The organism is Faecalibacterium sp. An77, assembly GCF_002161315.1.
GTDB lineage: Bacteria > Bacillota > Clostridia > Oscillospirales > Ruminococcaceae > Faecalibacterium.
The window spans coordinates 1-18,718 of record NZ_NFHK01000002.1 but is presented as its reverse complement, the minus strand read 5'-3'; the positions used below and the strand labels follow the sequence as shown (position 1 = coordinate 18,718).

The following is an 18,718-nucleotide window of genomic DNA, read 5'->3' as shown; positions in this document are numbered from 1 at the left end:
AAAATGTCCGCACTCCGTTAGAATTCTTGTTCATAGCACAATATTATCATTTCAAGAAAAAGGACGGATGACAGCCCCGTGCAGTTGACTGTAAATCTCTCGACAATATACAAAACGTATTATCGTCATTTTATAGTGCGTTGGTACGTGCGTTTTTAGACTCGATTCTGCCGGTGGGCAAAAAAAATACAGCGCACCGGGCAGGATGAACCTGCCGCGGTGCGCTGCAGTCAATGTAACGCTGGGTCTGATTCAGAAATCAGATCGAAATGGTGTTGCAGACGTCGATCAGGACGGGGTCGAGAGACTTGGTCATCTCCAGAGCTTCGTCCACAGGGTAGTCCACCAGAGTCTCGCCGCGCATACCGACGATGCGGTTGAACTTGCCCTCTTCGATCAGGCAGACGGCGCGATAGCCCATGGCCGAAGCATTCACGCGGTCACGCAGGGTGGGCGAACCGCCGCGCTGCACGTGGCCCAGAATGGTGGCGCGGGAATCGATGCCGGTGCGGGCCTGGATCTCGTTGGCGATCTCCTGTGCATGGCCGACGCCCTCGGCAACAATGATAATGAAGTGATTCTTGCCGGTCTTCTTGGTCATCTCGATGCGGTCCAGAATGTCCCGCTGCATATCGAACTCGTACTCCGGCAGCAGCACAGCCATAGCGCCCGAAGCAATGGCCACATTCAGAGCAATGTAGCCGGCGTTGCGGCCCATAACCTCGACAACGCTGCAGCGGTCATGGCTCTGGGTGGTGTCGCGCAGCTTGTCGATCATCTCCATGGCGGTGTTCATGGCGGTGTCGTAGCCGACGGTGTAGTCGGTGCAGGCGATATCGTTGTCGATGGTGCCGGGCAGGCCGATCATCGGGATGCCGCGGTGAGCCAGCGCACGGGCGCCGCGGTAGGAGCCGTCGCCGCCAATGACAACCAGGGCATCGATGCCCAGCTCACGGCACTTGGCTGCGCCCTTGTCCTGACCTTCCTTGGTCTTGAACTCCAGGCAGCGGGCCGTATACAGGATCGTACCGCCGTCCTGAATGATATTCGAGACACTGCGCAGGTTCATCTCGTAGCACTCGCCGTTCAGCAGGCCGTTGTAGCCGCGCTGAATGCCGATCATACGGTAACCTTTGTGGATGCCAGTACGAACGACTGCACGCACCGCTGCATTCATGCCAGGTGCGTCGCCGCCGCTGGTCAGTACGCCAATGGATTTGATCTGTCTCTCCATAGTGGAAATCCTCCCATTCACATATGCCTTTTCCCTTTTATAAATGTTTCAATCCTTCTCATTCCCAGTGGCTCCTTCCCTGCCCTTTTGAGGGGGAAGTCTGCCTCAGCCGGGACCCTGCCGTCCCGGCCGATGTGCAGCAAAGACCCATGGGCCTGTGCCGTATTACAGACATTATAGCACATTTTGTCCAGTTTGAAAACAGTGCACCCGTCTCGATTCACTCACATACATGTTATTTTGTTGCAACATTTCCCTTGCCCAGCAGCCGTTCCAGCTCCCGGTAAAGCAGCGGATGCCCCGACGTGTACAGCCGGCGCGGTACAGCGAGCTTTTTTTGGGTGTCGCATAAATACAAAATAACCGGAATATTTCCGTCAAAGATTTCGAGCAGGTTGATGACCTTGTCGTATTCCCGGCTGCTGCGGGACGGCAAACGGATATACAGCCGCCGGGGCGCTTCCTTGACGGGATCGGGGTGATAGTCCTCCGGTGCGGCCGGGTTGTACCGGTCGATGGGGATGATGGACTCGGCCATCAGCTTGGCGGGTTCGTCCTCCCGCACCGACAGCCGGCCGTCGATGACCACGACGGCGTTTTCCTGCAGAGAATCCCGGAAGGTGTCCAGCACCCGCGGGAACACGATGACTTCCAGCGTGCCGGTCAGGTCCTCCACACTGGTAAAGGCCATCATGGAGTTGTTCTTGGTGGTCATCATCCGGTTTTTGACCACGGTACAGACGATACGCACCTTGGTGTTGTCCAGCTGATGGGCGTCCTCCCCTGTCAGCATCTTGATGCTGTGGGAGGCGTACCGGGCCGACTGCTCCCGGTAGGCGTCCAGCGGATGACCCGAAAGGTACAGTCCGCTGACCTCCTTCTCCATTTTAAGCAGGTCGCCGTGGGGATATTCAGGCAGGTTCTGCAGCTCATAGCCATCCGAGACCGGCTCTTCTCCGCCGGCCATAACCGCGAACAGGTCCAGCTGGCCTTCCAGATTCCGGCGGGCGTCGTTCTCGACGCTTTTCAGGATGCCCTCCACCGCTTCCACCTGGCTGCGGCGGGTGGCGCCCATGCAGTCAAAGGCACCCGCCTTGATGAGGCACTCCACGGCCCGGCGGTTCAGTTCGTTGCCGTGCATCCGCTTGCAGAAATCGTAGAGGCTGGAGAATGGTTTCCCTTCCCTCTCCCGGACCACGTTCTCGATCAGGTTGCGGCCCACGTTCTTGACGGCATTGAGGCCAAAGCGAATCTGGCCGGTGCCGTCGGCGGTGAAGCCGCCGCCCGAAATATTGATATCCGGCGGCAGAACCCGGATACCCAGCCGGGAACACTCGGCGGTGTACTCGATGACCTTGTCGGTGTTGTCCAGAACGCTGGTCAGCAGGGCCGCCATGAACTCGGCCGGATAATGGCACTTGAGGTAGGCGGTCTGGTACGCCACATAGGCATAGCAGGCCGCATGGCTCTTGTTGAAGGCGTAGGACGCGAAGCTGGACATTTCGTCGTAGATCTCATTGGCCACCTGCTCCGAAATGCCGTTGGCCACGCAGCCCGGACACTCGTGCCCCGGCTCGGTGCATCCATGGACAAAATGTTCCCGCTCAGCCTCCATGACGTCGTGCTTCTTTTTGCTCATGGCCCGGCGGACGTTGTCGGCCTGGCCGAAGGAGAAGCCCGCCAGCTCCCGGAAAATCTGCATGACCTGTTCCTGATAGACGATGCACCCGTTGGTGACGTCCAGGATGTGGGCCAGCTGGGGCGTTTTGTAGCTGATCTTGTCCGGCTCGTGGCGGTTGCGCAGGTACGTGGGGATAGAGTCCATGGGACCGGGCCGGTACAGGCTGATGAGAGCGATGACGTCTTCCAGGTTCTCCGGCTGCAGGCCCATCAGGACCTGACGCATGCCCGAAGATTCCAGCTGGAACACGCCCTCGGTCTCACCGCGGCCCAGCATCTGATAGGTCTCCTTATCGTCGTAGTCCAGATGAGCCATGGTGAAGCCGGGCTCTTTCCTCTGGACAGCAGTTTCCGCGTCCCGGATAACCGTCAGGGTGCGCAAACCCAGAAAGTCCATCTTGAGCAGGCCCAGCTCCTCGATTTCGGTCATGTTGAACTGGGTGACTGGCAGACCGTCGTTGGTGGCCAGAGGCAGATAGTAGTCCACCGGCTCCGGAGTAATGACCACGCCGGCGGCGTGGGTGGAGGCGTGCCGCGGCATGCCTTCCACCTTGGCGGCGGTATCGATCAGTTCCTTGACCTGAGGGTCGGCGTCGTACATCTTTTTCAGCTCGCTGGAAACCTCCAGAGCCCGTTTCAGGGTCATCTTGAGTTCCATGGGGACCTGCTTGGCCACCGTATCCACATTCTGGTACGGCAGGCCCATCACCCGTCCCACGTCCCGAATGGCGTTGCGGGCGGCCATGGTACCGAAGGTGACAATCTGCGCCACATGGTCCGAGCCGTATTTCCGGTTGACGTAATCAATGACCTCCTGGCGGCGCTCGTAGCAGAAATCCACGTCGAAGTCCGGCATGCTGACTCGTTCGGGGTTGAGGAACCGCTCGAAAATCAGATTATACCGGATGGGGTCGATGTCGGTGATTCCCACGCAGTAGGCCGCGATGCTGCCGGCGCCCGAACCACGTCCCGGTCCCACCGGGATATTCTGGCTCTTGGCGAAATTGATATAGTCAAAGACGATCAGGTAGTAGTTGGTGTAGCCCATGGAGCGGATGACGCCGATTTCATAGGCCAGACGCTCCTTGTTGGCCTCGGGAACATCAGGGCCGTACCGGCGTTCTAGACCTTCCCAGCAGAGTTTTTCAAAGTAAGCCTGGTTGTCCATCCCGTCGGGGGCCTTATAGTATGGAATCTTGGTGTGGCCAAAGTCAAAATCAAACTGGCACTGCTCAGCGATTTTGACGGTATTGGCGCAGGCCTCCGGCACCATCGAAAAGAGATCGTACATCTCATCGGTGGTTTTGACGTAGAACTCGTCGGTCTGAAACTCCATCTTGTCGGCGTCCTGGATGGTCTTGCCGGTCTGGATGCACAGCAGGATCTCCTGAACCCGGGCATCCTCCTTGCGGAGGTAGTGGGCGTCGTTGGTGGCCGCCATGGGGATGCCGGTATCCCGGGCCAGCTGGATCAGCTGGGGCAGGACGGTTTCGTCCTGGGCCAGGCCGTGGTCCTGCAGCTCGATGTAGTAGTTCCCCTGTCCAAACAGGTCGTTGTACCAGAGGGCGGCGGATTTGGCCCGCTCATAGTCCCCTGCCAGTAGGGCCTGGGGGATTTCGCCCGCCAGACAGGCCGACAGGCAGATCAAGCCCTCATGGTACTGTTCCAGCAGCTGCTTGTCCACCCGGGGCTTGGAGTAAAAGCCCTCGGTGAAGGCGGCCGACACCATCTTGATGAGATTTTTGTAGCCGGTTTCATTCTTGCACAGCAGGATCAGATGGTTGTTGCCGTCGATCTTGTTGACCTTGTCAAACCGGGTGCGGGTGGCCACATAGACCTCGCACCCGATGATGGGCTGAATGCCGGCCTTTTTGGCGGCCTTGTAAAACTGCACGCAGCCGTACATAACGCCGTGGTCGGTGCAGGCGACGGCAGTCTGGCCGCATTCCTTGACCCGGTCCATCAGCTGGTCAATCCGGCAGGCGCCGTCCAGCAGGCTGTATTCGGTGTGAAGATGCAGGTGCACAAAGCCGCGCTGTGCGGCGGTGGATTCACTCACGGTGTGGATTTCCCCCCTCTTTCCGGGCCCGCAGGTCAGCCGACATCGCCTCCAGGCGTTTCAGCCGGTGGGCCAGGCCCGATTTGCTGGGCCGCGGCTCAAATGTTTCGCACAGGGCCGCCAGAGACAGCTCCGGGTACTGAAGCCGCTTGACGGCGGTTTCCCGCAGCGGCTCAGGCAGAGTCTCCAGAGCATCCTGCTCCTGAAGATACCGCAGCGCCTTGATGGCCGAGGCGTTGGCCCGCACCATCTTGCCCAGGTTGGCGGTCTCGCAGTTGGTGTAGCGGTTGACCTGATTGCGGACCGACTTGACGGCCCGCTCGGTGTTCATCAGGCCGGCGGCCTTTTCTGCCCCCATGAAAACCAGCAGGGACTGAATGTTGGCGCAGGCCTTGAGATAAACGACGTTGACCCCTTTGCGGCGGCTGCGCCGGGGGGCAAACTCATGCTCTGCCAGCAGAGCTTCAAAATCCCGCGCCAGATTGGTGCGCGGGGTGGTAAATTCGAGATGATAGCCTTTCTGGGGATCGGTGACGGTGCCGCAGCAGAGAAATGCAGCCCCTACATAGGCGCTGACGCTCTTGGGGCTGCGGATCAGGGCCGGGTCAATCTGGAGGCTTGTCTCATTGCCATTGGTCCCGAAAAGGGCGTGCATCTGGCCCACCTGTTCCGGCTGGCTGATGCTGAACTCATACATGGGGCCGCTGGCGTGATCCCGGCTGCGGACCTCACCGCGGATGCCGCAGCGTGCAAAGCACTGCCGGGCATAGTCGGCGGTCTCGGCCTGTTCGGTCTGGATCACCAGGCCCCTGGCATCAAAATGTTTTGCAAAGCAGGCCAGCCCATAGCAGGCCGCCCGAACGGTATTTTCTCCGGTGAGCTCCCGCCCGGCGATCTCGCATCTGGCCTCGGAGGCAAAGCTCATGCTCTGTTCCTTCCTTTTTGTAATAGGTTTACCGGGCGGCGTCCCGGTGCTGAATGCTGACGGCGTAGCCCAGCTGTTCGCAGTATTCGGCGATCTTGCGGGCAAAGGTGATGGAGCGGTGTTTGCCGCCGGTGCACCCCACTGCAATGGTCAGCTCGCTCTTGCCTTCCTTGACATACAGGGGGATGGCGTAATCCAGCAGGTATTCAATCCGCTTCAAAAGCTCCCTGGACTCGGCAAACTGCATCACATAGTCCACCACTTCCTGGTCCATGCCGGTTTTATGCTTGAGGCCCGGCACATAGAAAGGGTTGGGCAGGCAGCGCACGTCCAGCACCAGGTCTGCCTCTCCCGGCAGGCCGAACTTGAACCCAAAGGACATGACGTTCAGACGCATGGCGGCCTTGGCCCCGCCGCCCGGCAGGAACAGATCGCAGATCCGCTCCTTGTTCTGGGCGGTGGACAGCAAAGTGGAGTCGATGACGTAGTCGGCACGGTCCAGCAGAGGCTGCAGGATTTCCCGTTCCCGGGCCAGGGCCTCGGTGGTGGGGATATCCTCCGCCTGGCTGATGGGGTGGCGGCGGCGTGTCTCTTTGTAGCGGCGGCAGAGGACCTCGTCCGAGGCATCCAGGAAGAGGATTTTATAGGGCGTCTGCTGCAGGTCCAGCTGGGCCAGCGCCTCCCGGATTTCCTCCCGGGTGCGGCAGCCCCGCACGTCCATCGAGATGGCCACCCGGTCCAGCTGGCTGTCGCCGGCCCGGGAAAATGCCACGATTTTCGGCAGCAGCCAGGCCGGGATATTGTCCATACAGAAATACCCGATATCCTCCAGCGCATTCATCGAGACGGATTTGCCCGCCCCCGAAAGTCCGCTTACAATCAACAGCTCCATAACCGCTCCCCTACTTCCTTCAACATTCTACAACCCGGATCTCCTTTTCCAGAGTAAAACCGGTTTGTTCCCTCACAATGGTCTGGACTTCCTGGCAGAGGGCCAGCACATCGGCGCAGGTGGCCCCGCCCAGATTCACCACAAAGCCGCAGTGCTTCTCGCTGATGGCGGCCCCGCCGTGGCGGTGGCCCCGCAGCCCGCACTGTTCGATCAGCGCGCCCGCAAAAGCGCCCACCGGGCGCTTGAAGGTACTGCCTGCGCTGGGTTTATCCAGGGGCTGCTTGTCGCGGCGTCGGCCCATCAGTTCGTTCATCTGGTCGCTGATTTTCTGGGGATCACCCGGCGTCAGCCGCACCTGGGCCGAGAGGATGCAGTCCCCGTTGTCCTCAAAGATACTGTGGCGATAGCTCAAATCCAGCCCGGCGGCGGGAGTCTCCACGATCTCGCCCTCGGCGGTCAGGTGCCGCACCGAGACCAGAACGTCCTTCATCTCTCCGCCATAGGCGCCGGCGTTCATATACACGGCGCCGCCCACGGTACCGGGGATGCCGTAGGCAAATTCCAGACCGGTGAGCCCGGCCTGCAGGGCCGCCATGCAGAGCATGCTCAAAGGCATGCCGGCCGGAGCCCGCAGGGTGTCTCCTTCCTGCTGGATTTCGCCCTTCATGCCGGCCAGGCAGATGACGGCGCCGTTCCAGCCCTTATCCCCAAAGAGGATGTTGCTGCCGTTGCCCAGAATATAGCAGGGCACCGACAGGGATTTGCACAGGGTGACGGCTTTGCACAGCTCTTCTTCCCGGGTGGGCCGGATGAAAAAAGCTGCCGGGCCGCCGATTTTAAAGGTGGTATGGGCGGACAGCGGCTCCTGTTCCTGATAGGGAACGCTGGCTGCGTCCAGCCCTGCTCTCAATGCGTCGATGGTGTTCTGTTCCAAGGCTCTGCCCTCTCAGTCTACCGTATCGTCCAGACCCAGACGGATCAGCAGCTCCTTGGCTGCATTGTAACCCATCTTCTTCTGGCGGTTGTTGATGGCGGCTGTCTCCAGCACCACGGCCAGGTTGCGTCCGGGAGAAACCGGAATGGCCGTGCTGGGGATTTTGACCCCCAGAATCTCATAGTACTCGGTCTCCAGACCGGTGCGCTGATAGTTTTTGGTGGGGTCCCAGGCTTCCAGCTGGACCACCAGGTCCACCGTCTCGGTGACCTTGACGGCGCCCACGCCGTACACGCGGGCGACGTTGACGATGCCGATGCCACGCAGCTCGATGAAGTGGCGGATATTCTCGGGGGCGGTGCCCATGATCTGACGGTTGGAAACCTTGCGCAGCTCGACGGCGTCGTCGGCCACCAGACGGTGGCCCCGCTTGACCAGCTCGATGGCCAGCTCGCTCTTGCCGATGCCGCTGTCGCCCAGGATCAGGATGCCCTCGCCGTACACTTCCACCAGAACGCCGTGCCGGGTGATGCGGGGGGCCAGCTCCATGTTCAGATAGCTGATGAGGCTGCCCATCAGAACGCAGGTGGCCTCGTTGGAGCGCAGCAGCGCAACCTTATACTTCTGAGCCAGCTCCAGCATCTCGGGGAACGGGGTCAGCTCATCGCTGCGGGAGACAATCACCGCCGGCGGCATCTGGCCGAACAGATGGTCCAGGGCCTCATAGCGGCGGTCGGGCGTCTGGACCGACAGAAAGTTCATCTCGGCCAGACCCATGATCTGCAGACGCAGGTTGTCAAAGTACTCATAGTACCCCGCCAGGAACAGGCCCGGGCGGTTGACCTCGGCGATCTCAACGTTGATTTCGCTCAGATCCCGGGGGCTGTAGACCACCTCCATATTGACCCGCTCGGACAGTTTGGCGAGTGATACGGTAAAATTTTCCATCCTTATTTCCTCCCTGTGACCGGCTGCGTCCGGCAGCCGTCCGTTTCGGTCGGGACTTGCAGGCTGTGCGCAAATTTCCCATTTTTTATATTATAATCAAAACCGGTTGGGATTACAATTCCCACAAGGTCATTTTTGTCTTATTGCGTCTGAGCCCATTCTCTTGTATACTGTTGAAGGCGGACGTGAACCATCGCTTTATGTAAACTGGCCTTTACGTAGATTTTACATATTGCCGATTTCACATTTTACATTGCCGCACTATACTTAAATCAAGTACAAGTAAAATTCTTGTAAGAAACATCTCAATGCTGAGCACCGCGCAGGCCAGTTGGATGATACGTGCGCTGCTTTTCCTTGAGAACCGGACACACCGCAGAAACGAGGATATGTATGACAATCACAAATCTATTTTCTCTCCTTGGCGGCCTGGCTCTGTTCCTCTACGGAATGGATTTGATGGGCAAATCCCTTGAGCGGCAGGCTGGCAGCCAGCTGCAGAAAATTCTCAGCCGCCTGACGGACAACCCTGTCAAGGGCTTCCTGTTGGGCCTGGTGGTCACCGCCGTCATCCAGAGTTCCAGCGCCACCACCGTCATGGTGGTCGGCTTCGTCAACAGCGGCATCATGGAGCTGCACCAGGCCATCGGCATTATCATGGGCAGCAACGTGGGCACCACTGTCACCAGCTGGATTCTCAGCTTGACCGGCCTGGAGGGCGACAGCCTGCTGGTCCAGATGCTGAAACCCTCCACCTTCAGCCCCCTGCTGGCGTTCATCGGCATCCTGATGTTCATGTTCGGCGGCGAGCGCAAGAAGGGCATCGGCGGCATCCTGGTGGGCTTCGCCATCCTGATGACCGGCATGACCGCCATGTCCGACTCGGTCGCTCCGCTGGAGAATGAGCCCTGGTTCACCGAGCTGTTTGTCCGCTTCTCCAACCCCATCCTGGGTGTTCTGGTGGGCACACTGGTCACCGCCGTCATCCAGAGTTCCAGCGCCAGCGTCGGTATTCTGCAGGCTCTCAGCTCCACCGGCGTCATCACCTTTGGCAGCGCCATCCCCATCATCATGGGCCAGAACATCGGCACCTGTGCTACGGCCCTGATTTCTTCGGTGGGCACCAACAAGAACGCCCGCCGTGCCGCCATCGTCCACCTGTACTTCAACATCATCGGCGTGGTGGTCTTCCTGGTGGCGTTCTACGGCCTGAATGCCGTGTTCCAGTTCTCCTTCATCGGTGACGTGATCGAGCCCTGGGGCATCGCTGTGGTTCACTCCGCCTTCAACCTGGGCGCCACCGCCCTGCTGCTCCCCTTCACCAGTCTGCTGGAGCGTCTGGCTTACCTGACCATCCCCGACGACGAGAAGAAGGAGCGCTTCACCCTGCTGGACGAGCGTCTGCTGAACACCCCCTCTGTGGCAGCTGACCAGGCCCGTTCCGTCACCTCCAAGATGGCCGAGACCGCCCGCATCGGCGTGCTGCAGGCCATGAGCCTGACCCGCAAGTGGGACGCCACCCTGGCCCAGAAGGTCAAGGAAGAAGAAAAGCAGGTGGACAACTACGAGGACGCGCTGGGCACCTATCTGGTCAAACTGTCCAGCTACGAGCTCAACCACGACGACAGCCAGCAGGTCAATACCCTGCTGCACACCATCAGCGACTTTGAGCGGATCAGCGACTACTCCATCAACCTGCTGAACTCCGCCCAGGAAATCCACGATAAGTCCATCACCTTCTCGGTGGACGCCCAGGAGGAACTGAGCGTCCTGGAGGATGTGGTGCAGGATCTGCTGAACCGCACCACCGAGGCTTTCCGTCAGGGCGACCTGCACCTGGCCAGCAAGGTGGAACCGATGGAGTCGGTGGTCAACGAGCTGGTCCGCGCCATCAAGGCCCGCCACATCGCCCGTCTGCAGGCCGGCAGCTGCTCCATCACCTATGGTTTTGTGCTGGATGACCTGCTGACCAGCTATTCCCGCATCAGCGCACACTGCAGCAACATCGCCGTGGCCCAGATCGAGGTCGCGCAGGACAGCTTTGACACCCACGCTTATCTGTCGGATCTGCGGCACAACCGCGCCGCCGAGGAGAGCGAAGCGTTCCAGCGCAGAGTCGACCGCTACCGTGCACGTTATTCCTTCCCTGGGTCCAACGAAGCTGCTGCTGAAAAGAAATCTGCAGAGGCTGACAAGGCCCAAAAGGAGGAAGGCAACGCATGATCTATATTGTAGAGGATGACGCATCCATCCGGGAACTGGAACAGTATGCACTCCAGTCCAGCGGATACGATGTACGTTCCTTCGAGGAACCGGAGGCCTTTTGGCACGCCATGAAAACCTCGGAGCCGGAGCTGGTCATTCTGGATGTCATGCTGCCGGGGGAGGACGGCTTCTCCATCCTGAAGAAGCTGCGCAACTCCCCCACCCTGCGCCAGCTGCCCATCATCATGGTGACGGCCAAGTCCAGCGAGCTGGACACCGTCCGCGGTCTGGACTGCGGCGCAGACGACTATATCACCAAGCCCTTCGGCATCATGGAATTTCTCAGCCGGGTGCGGGCGGCGCTCCGCCGCTCGGCTCCGCCGGCCAAACCCAACGTCTACTCCTTCCACGAGCTGCTGCTGGACAACGCCCGCCACAGCGTCACGGTGGGCGACACCCCGGTGGATCTGACCTACAAGGAGTACAGCCTGCTGCGTCTGCTGCTGGAAAACACCAATCTGGTGGTGACCCGCGAGACCATCCTGCAGGTGGTGTGGGGCACCGACATTTCGGTGGAAAGCCGGACGGTGGACATGCACATCCGCACCCTGCGCAAAAAGCTGGGCAGCGCGGGCAGCTACATTCTCACCGTCCGCAAGGTCGGCTATAAGCTGGCCGACAGCGAGGAGGGCAGCGAGGAATGAAAACCCGCAGCATGGAGGAAACCATCAGCCGCCGGCTCTATACCATGGGGCTGATGGGCGTGGTGCTGGCGGCGGCGGTCTGCATCTTTGTCTTTCACCGCGCTTTCACCATGCAGGCCTGGAGGGCTCTGGAAAACGAATCCGCCATCCTGGTGTCCCAGTACGAACACGACACCCAGAGCCTGAGCAACTTCGCCTATGACCGCGTCCGCATCACCCTGATTTCCCCCGACGGCACCGTCCTCTATGAGTCCACCGACGCCGACGAGCAGGAGGAGATGGAAAACCATCTCTCCCGCCCCGAGGTCCAGCAGGCCTTTTCGTCCGGCAAGGGAAAGGACATCCGCGACTCGGCTACCACCGGCTATGAGACCTACTACTATGCAGTTCTCCTGCAGGACGGCAACGTCCTGCGCATCGGCCAGGATGCCCAGACCATCTGGACCCTGTACAATGAAGCGCTGCCGGCCATTCTGTTCAGCTGTCTGGTGATTCTGGGCATCGGGGTTTTGCTGGCAAGGGTTCTCACCCGCCGCCTGGTCCGCCCCATGCTGAATATGGCCCACGATCTGGACCGCATCCAGGAAAACGTTCCCTATACTGAGCTGGTTCCCTTTGCGGACGCCATCTGTTCTGACCGCGCCGTGCGGGAGAGCAACGAAAAAATGCGCCAGGAGTTCACCGCCAACGTCAGCCACGAACTCAAGACGCCTTTGACCAGTATTTCGGGCTATGCGGAAATGATCGAGACCGGGCTGGCCCGTCCCGAGGACATCGTTTCTTTCGGGCAGAAAATCCACAGCGAGGCCAGCCGGATGATCCGCCTTGTGAACGACATCATTCAGCTGTCCCACCTGGATTCCTCCGGCGGCACCCATGACTCCCCTGTCATGGAGCCGGTGGACCTGTCGGTCCTCGCCAAGGAATGCACCGACCGGCTCAAGATGAACGCCCGCCGCGCCTACGTCACCCTGAACGTACAGGGCGAAGGGGTTCAGGTCGTCGGCTCCCCCAACCTGCTGGAGGAACTGTGCCAGAACCTGTGCGACAACGCCATCCGGTACAATCAGCCGGGCGGCCGGGTCCTCTTAAAGACCGGCCACAACGAGGAAGGCTGTCCCTACCTCATGGTTCAGGACAACGGCATCGGCATTCCCAAGGAGGCACAGGCCAGCGTCTTTGAGCGGTTCTATCGGGTAGACAAGAGCCGCAGCAAAGCCACCGGCGGCACCGGCCTAGGTCTGGCCATCGTCAAGCAGATTGCCCGCATCCACGGGGCCCGCATCACGCTGGATAGCGAGCTGGGCCAGGGTACCACCGTCACGATCACCTTTGAATCCAAACCTCAATAAACGGCAACGTCTGTCCGCAGCTGCGGGCAGGCGTTTTTTGTTGGGGCCAGACGGGCCGCGCTGCCGTCCCGCAGAGCGGCACAGGCCCCCAGACCAATCAGGTCCTGCCCGGCCTGCCATCGCTCCTGCAAAAGCTGAGTGCACAGGGTTCCCAGCTGGGCCAGTTCCTCCTGAGTGGGGTCGGCGCTGTCAGACGTTGTCTGGCAGTCCAGCCGGACAGCAAAGCTGCCGTCACCTTCCACCGCCACACTCAGCAGCGGCCGGCGCAGCGTCAAGGGGTGCTCCCCCATCCAAAAGGTGAATTCCTCGCTCCGGCCTGTCAGGAGGCGGTAAACCGCCGTTTTCTGGGCGTCCCACTGAGTCTGCTCGGTCTGGGAGAGAAACCATCCCTCCGGCTGGACGGAAAGCACATCTTCCTCCACTGCCAGGAGAGGCAGCAGCAGGCCCCCGTCGGTCCGGGTTTCATACAGACGCGGTGAGGAACGCTGGGCCTGTTTCAGGGTCTGCAGCAGGGCGGTCAGCAGTTCGCCGCTCTCCTCGGTGGCTTCCGACAGATCCTCACAGGTAAAATCGCAGGCAGCCATCAGGGCGCTGGTCCGGCCGCACTGGCGGGTCAGCACCAGGGATTCGTATTCGCTGATGGTCTGCCAGCTGCTGCCCGGCAGCAACAGCAGATAGTCGCACAGGCGGAAATTGGCGTCCAGCGGCAAAAGGGAGGCGGCATTGTTCAGGGCACGTTCCAGGTTGGGTCCCTGGGCCGCCGCAAAACCGATGCCATCCGATACCTCAGAGGAATCCGCCGAGGCCTCGGGGGCCTGGTAGAGAAGGCCGACGGTCCAGTCTGTCTCCCCCTGCTCCAGCAGGATGGCGCGGACCATGCTTTTTTCGGTGGTGTCGGTGCGGGCAAAGGCCAAACAAAACGCCGCCAGCAGCGCGGCGGCCAGATACTTGAGGGTGCGGCCACGGCTTGCCATATTTCCGCCTCCTTGCAGAAGAAATTGAAACATCTTGATTGTACGCGGAAAGCCGTTTTTTCATCCATGCCGGAACAAAAAGCGACCTGAATTGCGATACGCTATAGTATGCGCCGCCGGGCCGCGGAATATCATGCCCCGCCCGCTCAAGAGGCGGCATTGACCCGCCGGGCACAGTGTGCTACACTGATACCAAACGCCCAAAAGCATCACCAAAGGAGACGATTTGACATGCAGTACGATTTCACTTCGATTCTGGAGCGGCACGGCAAGGATGCCATCGCGGTGGACAGCCTGGGCCGCAACCCCGGTTTTGCTCCCGAGGCTCCCGGCGAAGGATTTGACGCCATTCCCATGTGGGTTGCCGACATGAACTTCCCCACGGTGCCCACCGTCACCGAGGCCATCATCCAGCGGGCCCAGCACCCCGCATTCGGTTACTTTTCGCCCAGCGATGAATACTACGACTCCATCATCCGGTGGCAGGTCACCCGCAACGGCTGTGACCCTGCCCTGCTGACCCGGGAGTGCATCGGCTACGAAAACGGCGTTCTGGGCGGCGTGGTCAGCGCTCTGACCTGCTGCACCGCCCCCGGCGACCCGGTTCTGGTCCACAGCCCCACCTACATTGGGTTCACCAAGTCCCTCACCAACAACGGCTACAAAATTGTTCATACCCCCCTGGTCAAGGACGAACAGGGCGTCTGGCGGATGGACTACGAGGACATGGACCGCAAATTGAAAAAGTACCACATCCACACCGCCATCCTCTGCAGCCCCCACAACCCCTGCGGCCGCGTCTGGGAGCGCTGGGAGCTGGAAAAGGCCATGGAGGTCTACAAGGCCAACGACTGTGTGGTCATTTCGGACGAGATTTGGTCCGACATCCTTCTGAACGGGCACAAGCATATCCCCACCCAGAGCGTCAGCGAGGACGCCCGCAACCGCACCATCGCCCTCTATGCCCCCAGCAAGACCTTCAACCTGGCCGGTCTGGTCGGCAGCTACCACATCATCTACAACAGCTATCTTCGGGATCGCTGCGTGGCCAAAAGCTCCAAGTGCCATTACAACGACATGAACGTTCTCTCCATGCACGCCCTGATCGGCGCCTACAAGCCGGAGGGCTATGTCTGGGTGGATGAGCTGTGCCAGGTCCTGTCCAACAACATCAACTACGCCTGTGACTATATCCGGGACCACTTCCAGGGCGTCACCGTCAGCAAGCCCGAGGGCACCTACATGCTCTTTGTGGACTGCACCGACTGGTGCAGCGCCCATGGCAAAACCATCGACGACGTAGAAAAAGCGGCCTGGGCGGTGGGTGTCGCCATTCAGGACGGGCGGATGTTCCATGGGCCCTGCTCGGTGCGGATGAATCTGGCTCTCCCCTTCTCCCGCATTCAGGAGGCTTTTGACCGTCTGGATCGGTACGTCTTCAACGCACAATAATTCTCCGATTTGTCTCCGAAACGCAAGACAGGCCATCCCGCAGGGTGGCCTGTTTTTGTTCGAGATCAATTGTTTTAACAGGAAATGTCTTTCCAAGGAATTGCTGTTTCGACAGATCTTTGATCTGCGAAATACATAGACTTCCTGACAGCACTTTGCTATTATTATATCGATGGCGCTTATCTTCAAAAAACAATCCTCGGTTTGAAGCGCTTTTCCATTTGACGTACATCCCATAAACGCTATTTGAGAGGAGGACTTTTGTTGGCCAACGTTCTCATTGTAGGTGCTAACCAAGGAATTGGGTACTATATGGTAAAACGACTTTTAGAGCAGGGACACTCTGTAACTGTTCTGGATGTCAATGTGAAGAATCTAAAACATTTACAAAAGGATTACCCCAAAACACTTTTACCTGTGACAGCGGATGCGCAGGATTTGTCCAGCATTCAAAAGGGAGTGGATCAGGCTATCCATGTTTTTGGAAATATAGATGCTGCCATCCACAATGCTTGCCTCTGTACATTTCAGAGCGAACCGGACAGCGATTACTCCATTTATCAAAAGGTTATGGATATCAATTTCTTCGGTGCTCTGCGGCTTGCAAAATCCGTTTTGCCCTATATGCGTCAGGCTAAAAAAGGCTGCATCATTTTTACAAGTTCCGGTGTGGGAGTTACAGGTTTTGAAAACATATCTCCTTATGCCTCCTCAAAAGGTGCAATTGAATCGCTGGCCAAATGTCTGGAAATTGAAAACGCCGATTTCGGTATCTCTTTTCATCTGTTCCATCCGCCTTTGACAAATACTGCCTCAGCGGCTGGTTTGCCGGTCCCGAAAGAATTCAAGGCCGACGCACAAAAAGTAGGATACGGCCTGGCCGATCATCTTTGGTCAAAAAAGTTTGTGATTTGTCACTCTGCATTACAGTCCCTTCAAATCACTTTTTCCTATCGTCACCCTTTATATATCGGCAAAATGATGACCAAAATGACCCGGCGTGCGGCACAGCCTAAATAGTCTTTGTCCAAAAACAAAACCCCGGTTCCTCTCCTGCTGGAAAGGGACCGGGGGTCTTTGTATGGTGCGGGAGAAGAGGGTCGAACTCTCACTCTTTCGGAACTGGTGCCTAAAACCAGCGCGTCTGCCATTCCGCCACTCCCGCATGGAATGCGTATTTAGTCTACCAATCTGCAAGGGAATTGTCAATCCAAAATTTTGACCGCAAAAAAGCCCGGCCGTCCAAAAGAACGGCCAGGCGCGGTTTGCCGGGGTCAAAGATTTTTTTCGATGTCCTGCCAGCAGGGATTGGACAGGATTTCGGCGTCCTCCCCAAAGAAGGCTTTGCCGGCCTCGGTGTCCCCCTGCAGCCAGTACATAAACCAGGCGGTCATGTAGCCGTCACCCCAGGGCAGCATCTCGGCGTGGTCGGCGCCGGTACGGCGGGCCCGCAGTTTGGGCGTGGATGCCGGGACGCCGCTGTAGTTTTCTTCCTGGGACCACAGGGGCGAGATGGAAACCTCCTGGGTGTCCTCTACCACTTCCGGCACGCCTGCTTCTCCGGCATCCAAAAGGCCGGTGCCTGCGGCCATAAAGTAGGGAATCTCAATTTTGGAGACGTCGTACTCCCAGTTCAGTGTGGAGGCATACCGGCTGGAAGGGGTGCTGGCTGTATAGAGGGCCTTATACCGCCAGCCGTTTTTCTGATTGGTCACGCCATTAATGGCGCCGATGGCGCCTTGGGAATGTCCTGCGGCGCCGACGCATTCCAGGTCCAGCTTGTGGTAAAAGACGCTTTCTTCATCCTCGTTCAGCTCCACCAGAAGGTCCAGAGCGCCGTCGGAGCTGCTGCCGTTCCAGGAATTCTGCTGTTCGTTGCCGATCACCACAAAGCCCCAGGATGCCAGATGCTGAAAGATCGGCGAATACCGCGAAGCGGCCACTCCGGTGCCATTGGCCATGACCACCACCGGCCACTGCTTGCCGCTCTCCTCTTTCAGAGCCGAGGGATACCAAACTTCGTACCGCTCAATCAAAAAATCCCGGGCCGGATAATCGGTATAGGAGACGTCGTATTCTCCCATGGCGGTGTACTTCTCCTCGATGGCGCCGCCGGTCTGGGTCTGTTCGTAGTAATTGGTGGTCACCGACGGAACATCCTTGGACCAGTCCTGAACCGCTCCTGTCACCGCGACCGCCACCGCGATGGCAATGGCAACCCGCTGGATGGTTTCAATCATGCAAGATCAACTCCTTCTGAGGCCCGGGCCGGCGTGCCTCCCTGCTTTCTGATGCCTGTCCGGGGTTCTTTTTCTGGTTCCATTTTACCAGCACCGCCGCGGCAAGTAAACCCATTTTGAGCAAATTACACAAATAGCGGAGGCTTTACATTCCGTGCGGCAGCATTTATAATGAATCTATCCCTTGAAAAGGAGGCGATGAAATGAAACTCTGCATTGCAGCATCTCCATGCAAGGCTTGACGGGATAGACTTGTATGGGGAAGCCGTTTCTATCCCCACAGCTTTGCACGTCTGTTTGACTTACCGATACAGGTGCAAAGGAGAATCCATATGAATTTTCAAAGAGTTGATCTGAACGCATGGGAGCGGGGCAAACTGTTCCAGTTTTACATCCAGCGGATGCGGGTGGTGATGAGCCTGACGGTGGATGTGGACGTGACGCCTCTGGTGAAATACGCCAGACAAAACGGGCTGCGGTTTTACCCCTGCATGATCTGGGTGGTTTCAAAAGTTGTCAATGCCCACGACCACTTTAAATACAGCTGGGACCCGGAGGGACATCTCATCCGGTGGGATTCCATCTCCCCCAGCTACGCTGTTTTTGACAAAAACGACGAGCAATGCACCAAGCTGGTCACACCCTTCTGCGAGGATCTTTGGGAGTTTCACGCCCGCTTTCTGCGGGATCAGGAAACCTACCGGGATGTCCGCGGTATTGTGGACCATCAGCCGCCCAACTTTTTTGATGTGTCCTGTCTGCCGTGGGTCCATTACCGCCATTTCGACGTGCATGTGTTCGACGAGGGAACCTTTCTGGCTCCCGTCGTTACCTGGGGCAAATACGAGCTCCAGCAGGGCCGTCTGATCATGCCCCTGACCATGAACATCCATCATGCGGTGGCGGATGGTTTCCATCTGTCCCGGTTTTTCACAGAGGTTCAGGAACAGATCAACACCTTTTCTGAAGACTGACCCGGCGCCTGACGCCGCGGTCTGCGAGTCATGACCCCCGGCAAAGCCGGGGGCTTGAGTAAGCCCTAGAAGGGCATTATACCGGCAAGCCTCTCAAGAGGCACTGAATGATTCGTCTCTTGCATCACTCGCACTGCAACCCGTA

At 58.7% G+C, this 18,718-nt stretch carries 14 protein-coding genes and 1 tRNA gene; 6 read left to right on the top strand and 9 right to left on the bottom strand.

Annotation, left to right across the window (positions count from 1 at the left end):
- Nucleotides 1–259: 259 nt before the first annotated feature.
- From pfkA to hprK, 6 genes are all read right to left on the bottom strand, one after another.
- Entirely contained in the window at nt 260–1,234 is a 975-nt protein-coding gene (gene pfkA, locus B5G28_RS01125) for a 6-phosphofructokinase (protein ID WP_087245600.1), read from the bottom strand.
- Nucleotides 1,235–1,469: 235 nt separating this feature from the next.
- On the bottom strand, nt 1,470–4,973 hold the full coding sequence (locus B5G28_RS01120) for a DNA polymerase III subunit alpha (RefSeq protein WP_087245599.1): 3,504 nt from the start codon (nt 4,971–4,973) through the stop codon (nt 1,470–1,472).
- The gene (gene whiA, locus B5G28_RS01115) at nt 4,966–5,898 is read right to left on the bottom strand and encodes a DNA-binding protein WhiA (RefSeq protein ID WP_087245597.1); all 933 of its coding nucleotides are present in this window, start codon (nt 5,896–5,898) and stop codon (nt 4,966–4,968) included. Before whiA ends, B5G28_RS01120 begins: the two co-directional genes overlap by 8 nt.
- 28 nt (nt 5,899–5,926) lie before the next feature.
- The gene (rapZ, locus tag B5G28_RS01110; RefSeq protein WP_087245595.1) at nt 5,927–6,790 is read right to left on the bottom strand and encodes an RNase adapter RapZ; all 864 of its coding nucleotides are present in this window, start codon (nt 6,788–6,790) and stop codon (nt 5,927–5,929) included.
- A 19-nt stretch (nt 6,791–6,809) separates the two neighbouring features.
- Nucleotides 6,810–7,724 carry a UDP-N-acetylmuramate dehydrogenase gene (gene murB / locus B5G28_RS01105; RefSeq protein ID WP_343215533.1) on the bottom strand — a complete coding sequence of 305 codons (915 nt, stop codon included), beginning with the start codon at nt 7,722–7,724 and terminating at the stop codon, nt 6,810–6,812.
- A gap of 12 nt (nt 7,725–7,736) precedes the next feature.
- A complete protein-coding gene (gene hprK / locus B5G28_RS01100) occupies nt 7,737–8,672 on the bottom strand; it encodes an HPr(Ser) kinase/phosphatase (RefSeq protein WP_087245593.1) in 936 nt (311 codons plus the stop codon).
- Nucleotides 8,673–9,065: 393 nt separating this feature from the next.
- Between hprK and B5G28_RS01095 the strand changes: the two genes are divergently transcribed.
- From B5G28_RS01095 to B5G28_RS01085, 3 genes are read left to right on the top strand one after another with little or no spacing between them, the layout of a single operon-like run.
- A complete protein-coding gene (locus B5G28_RS01095; protein WP_087245591.1) occupies nt 9,066–10,895 on the top strand; it encodes a Na/Pi cotransporter family protein in 1,830 nt (609 codons plus the stop codon).
- On the top strand, nt 10,892–11,581 hold the full coding sequence (locus B5G28_RS01090; RefSeq protein ID WP_087245589.1) for a response regulator transcription factor: 690 nt from the start codon (nt 10,892–10,894) through the stop codon (nt 11,579–11,581). The genes B5G28_RS01095 and B5G28_RS01090 overlap by 4 nt, the downstream gene beginning before the upstream one ends.
- Complete coding sequence (locus B5G28_RS01085; RefSeq protein WP_087245587.1) at nt 11,578–12,933, top strand: ATP-binding protein; 1,356 nt, start codon at nt 11,578–11,580, stop codon at nt 12,931–12,933. Before B5G28_RS01090 ends, B5G28_RS01085 begins: the two co-directional genes overlap by 4 nt.
- Here B5G28_RS01085 and B5G28_RS01080 read toward each other — a convergent pair.
- On the bottom strand, nt 12,927–13,907 hold the full coding sequence (locus B5G28_RS01080) for a hypothetical protein (protein ID WP_087245585.1): 981 nt from the start codon (nt 13,905–13,907) through the stop codon (nt 12,927–12,929). The two genes, B5G28_RS01085 and B5G28_RS01080, sit on opposite strands and share 7 nt — an antisense overlap.
- Before the next feature lie 231 nt (nt 13,908–14,138).
- On the opposite strand from B5G28_RS01080, the gene B5G28_RS01075 reads away from it, so the two are divergent.
- Together B5G28_RS01075 and B5G28_RS01070 are read left to right on the top strand one after the other, a co-directional pair.
- Nucleotides 14,139–15,359, top strand: a complete 1,221-nt coding sequence (locus B5G28_RS01075) for an aminotransferase class I/II-fold pyridoxal phosphate-dependent enzyme (RefSeq protein WP_087245583.1) — start codon at nt 14,139–14,141, stop codon at nt 15,357–15,359.
- Between the two features lie 264 nt (nt 15,360–15,623).
- Nucleotides 15,624–16,379, top strand: a complete 756-nt coding sequence (locus B5G28_RS01070) for an SDR family NAD(P)-dependent oxidoreductase (RefSeq protein ID WP_087245581.1) — start codon at nt 15,624–15,626, stop codon at nt 16,377–16,379.
- Between the two features lie 62 nt (nt 16,380–16,441).
- On the opposite strand, the gene B5G28_RS01065 is transcribed toward B5G28_RS01070, so the two are convergent.
- Both B5G28_RS01065 and B5G28_RS01060 read right to left on the bottom strand, forming a co-directional pair.
- Nucleotides 16,442–16,524 (bottom strand) — tRNA-Leu (locus B5G28_RS01065).
- A gap of 109 nt (nt 16,525–16,633) precedes the next feature.
- Nucleotides 16,634–17,599: a hypothetical protein gene (locus B5G28_RS01060; protein ID WP_087245579.1), complete on the bottom strand. Its 966-nt coding sequence runs from the start codon at nt 17,597–17,599 to the stop codon at nt 16,634–16,636.
- Between the two features lie 332 nt (nt 17,600–17,931).
- Between B5G28_RS01060 and B5G28_RS01055 the strand changes: the two genes are divergently transcribed.
- Complete coding sequence (locus B5G28_RS01055) at nt 17,932–18,573, top strand: CatA-like O-acetyltransferase (protein WP_242967421.1); 642 nt, start codon at nt 17,932–17,934, stop codon at nt 18,571–18,573.
- The last annotated feature ends 145 nt before the right edge of the window (nt 18,574–18,718 follow it).